Source organism: Burkholderia sp. Bp8986 (genome assembly GCF_003854225.1).
Lineage (GTDB): Bacteria > Pseudomonadota > Gammaproteobacteria > Burkholderiales > Burkholderiaceae > Burkholderia.
On the sequence record NZ_QTQM01000124.1, the window covers coordinates 1 to 2,495 of the forward strand.

2 protein-coding genes and 2 pseudogenes are annotated in these 2,495 nt (G+C 57.6%); 2 read left to right on the plus strand and 2 right to left on the minus strand.

Annotation, left to right across the window (positions count from 1 at the left end; translation table 11 throughout):
* Positions 1-173 (plus strand): transposase domain-containing protein (locus DID99_RS36325; protein WP_148094706.1); only part of this gene is annotated, 173 nt, incomplete at its 5' end.
* A gap of 45 nt (positions 174-218) precedes the next feature.
* On the opposite strand, the pseudogene DID99_RS36330 reads toward DID99_RS36325, so the two are convergent.
* Positions 219-413: pseudogene (locus DID99_RS36330) on the minus strand (helix-turn-helix domain-containing protein); the annotation flags it as partial.
* Positions 414-515: 102 nt separating this feature from the next.
* Between DID99_RS36330 and DID99_RS36335 the strand changes: the two are divergent.
* Positions 516-1,184: pseudogene (locus tag DID99_RS36335) on the plus strand (transposase).
* A gap of 170 nt (positions 1,185-1,354) precedes the next feature.
* Here the strand turns inward: DID99_RS36335 and DID99_RS36340 are convergent.
* A partial coding sequence (locus DID99_RS36340; protein WP_221623080.1) for a hypothetical protein occupies positions 1,355-2,495 on the minus strand: 1,141 nt, incomplete at its 5' end.

Sequence of the window (2,495 nt, forward strand, 5' to 3'; positions counted from 1 at the left end):
CCAGTGCCAACCTGTACTCCCTCGTCGAGACGTGCAAGGCGAACGGCGTCGAGCCGTATCGCTATCTGGTCTGGCTGCTCACCAGGCTGGCGCTCGCTGCAACCGCCGACGACTACGCCGATCTCATGCCTTGGAGAATGCCTGCCCCCTCAACCTCTGACGGGCGTCGTTAAAAGACCGCATACGTTGATGTTCTGATCCAGAAATCGAAGACGCTATTTGCTCACCGTGGCGCGCGTGAGTTGCAGGTGCTGCGCGATCGCGCGGTTGGGCTCGCCGTCAGCGGCCGCCAGCACGATGCGCGCCCGCGTGACCAACGCGGCCGAAATCGAACGAGAACGCGCAATCGACATCAGTTGTGCGCGTTCGTCTTCGCTCAGCACCAGTTCCGCCTTCGGTCGCCCGATCGCCATGCTGACGTCTCCCGTTCCGTTGACGTCAACATGCTACGCGAACATAGATCAGTTAACAAACGGAACAGAGCACTAGCAATGCGGCGACAATTGCGGTATGAAATGAGCCCCTGTGCAGCAAGCGCATCTGCCAACGATGCCATCTCCTATGCTGGGTGCCGATTTTCGCCCTGCGTAATCAGCTACGCAGTATGGCTGTACTTTCGTTTTCCGCTGAGCCTGCGCATGGTCGAGGAGTTGCTGGCCGCCCGGGGTGTTGAACTGACATACGAGACAGTGCGACGCTGGTCGCTGAAGTTCGGGCTGGGCATTGCCCGGCGCATACGCTCTATCGCGGTGGACCAGCATGGCGCGGTGCTCGACGTACTGGTGCAAAGCCGCCGCGACAGGCACGCAGCCAGACGTCTCATGCGAAAATTGCTCAAGAAATATGGGCGCGCTCCGCGCGTGCTGATCACCGACGGGCTCAAGAGCTACGCCGCAGCAAATCGGGATCTGGTACTCGGCGTGGAACACCGGCAGCTCAAATGATTTAACAATCGGGCAGAAAATTCGCATCAACCAACGTGGGTGCGTGAGACGGTGATGCGCCGCTTCAAGTTGGCACGACATCTGCAACGATTCGCTTCAATTCACGACCAGTTGGCCAACCTGTTCATGCATTGCCGCTACAACGCCAACGCACAGGAAAAAAGACAGGCACGCACACGTACTTTCGAAGCGTGGGAAGCCGTGACCGGCAATCCGATGCCGGATCACCTGGCCGCATAAATCAGGAATTGCGTAGGTACTGTTTTTTCTCTCGCCCGACCTTTAACCACGTGACAGTACCCTGTAATATTCTCATCGTCCATCGCATGGACCTCGTTCTGACAATAGCGACGCTTTCACATTCGGGGGATGTGATTCAAAACGGAATGGACTGATGCTTACGAGCGTCACTATTTAACAGACGGCGCTAACCTCGACAGGTATTTTTCCCGTAGCCAAGAAAGTGCATCGATGAATTTCTCGTCGTGCGGCGGGCCGACGAGACAACCACCTAGCAGACTGATCAGAGCCTCTTCCGGCATCTTCTCCAGCAGCGGACGAAGTGCCTCAAGGACCGCCCCTTTGCGTCTCACCACCGCCCACCACAGGCCACCGCCACCACCAAGGGTATCGCGCTTATTCAACAAACTGATCTGATCCTTTTGCGGCATCTTGTCGAGAAGAGGAAGAAGTGCCGTGATGCTCGCCTCACGGCACTCCTGTAGCGCGATAAACAAGCAGGTGCGCCCGTATCCAAATTCCACACTCAGCAGACGAATCTGATCTTCTAGCGGCATCTTCTTCAGTAGCGGCAGAAGTGCCTCGATGACCTCCGTGTCACCCTTCGCGATCGCGTACCCCAAGTGGTTGACGCCTTCGCCGGCATCACCTAGCAGAAGAATCTGATCCTTTTGCGGCATCGTCTCCAGCAACGGGAGGACTGCCTTAACAAACGCCGTGTAGTAGCTCTGCGCCGCACTCCGCATGCCGGTAGTGAGGGCAGGCTGTACCTTATCCAGAATGCGTTGCCACTCGCTCGGATTTGTATTTTCCCGCATCTTCCGGAGAGCAGGGGCAAGGGCTGCGGGTACCGGCGTGCTAGGTGACTGACCGGTGAGCGTCGCCTGCAGCAAACGGACGCACGCGTGAAGGGTCGCGCGGCGGTCATTGCGATTGCCATCAGCAAGGCGGGCAATGGCATCCTGAAGCGCGAAGAGGTTTAAGTTCCCGTTAGCGTCATCATCGGAAAGAGTGGGAGCATTCGCCTGCGAAACCGGGAGTTCCAGCTTGGGGGCAAGTTCAACCACCTTGCTGGAATTGCACATATCTCTAGTAGCGGCCGTGACATACCCATCCGTGATTTGCCGCGATATTTCAGGCAGCGGACTAGTCAGATTCGCCTGGCCTGACGGCATCTGACTAGCCGGAACGGGACCGGTCTGCGGGCTCGCAGATGTTGCAAGATTGGCGGACGGCACTTCGTCCGGCGCAAACGAGCAACTCGAGTGGGAACCGAGGAATTTGAAGATGTTTCGGATGGCAGCCCGAAAA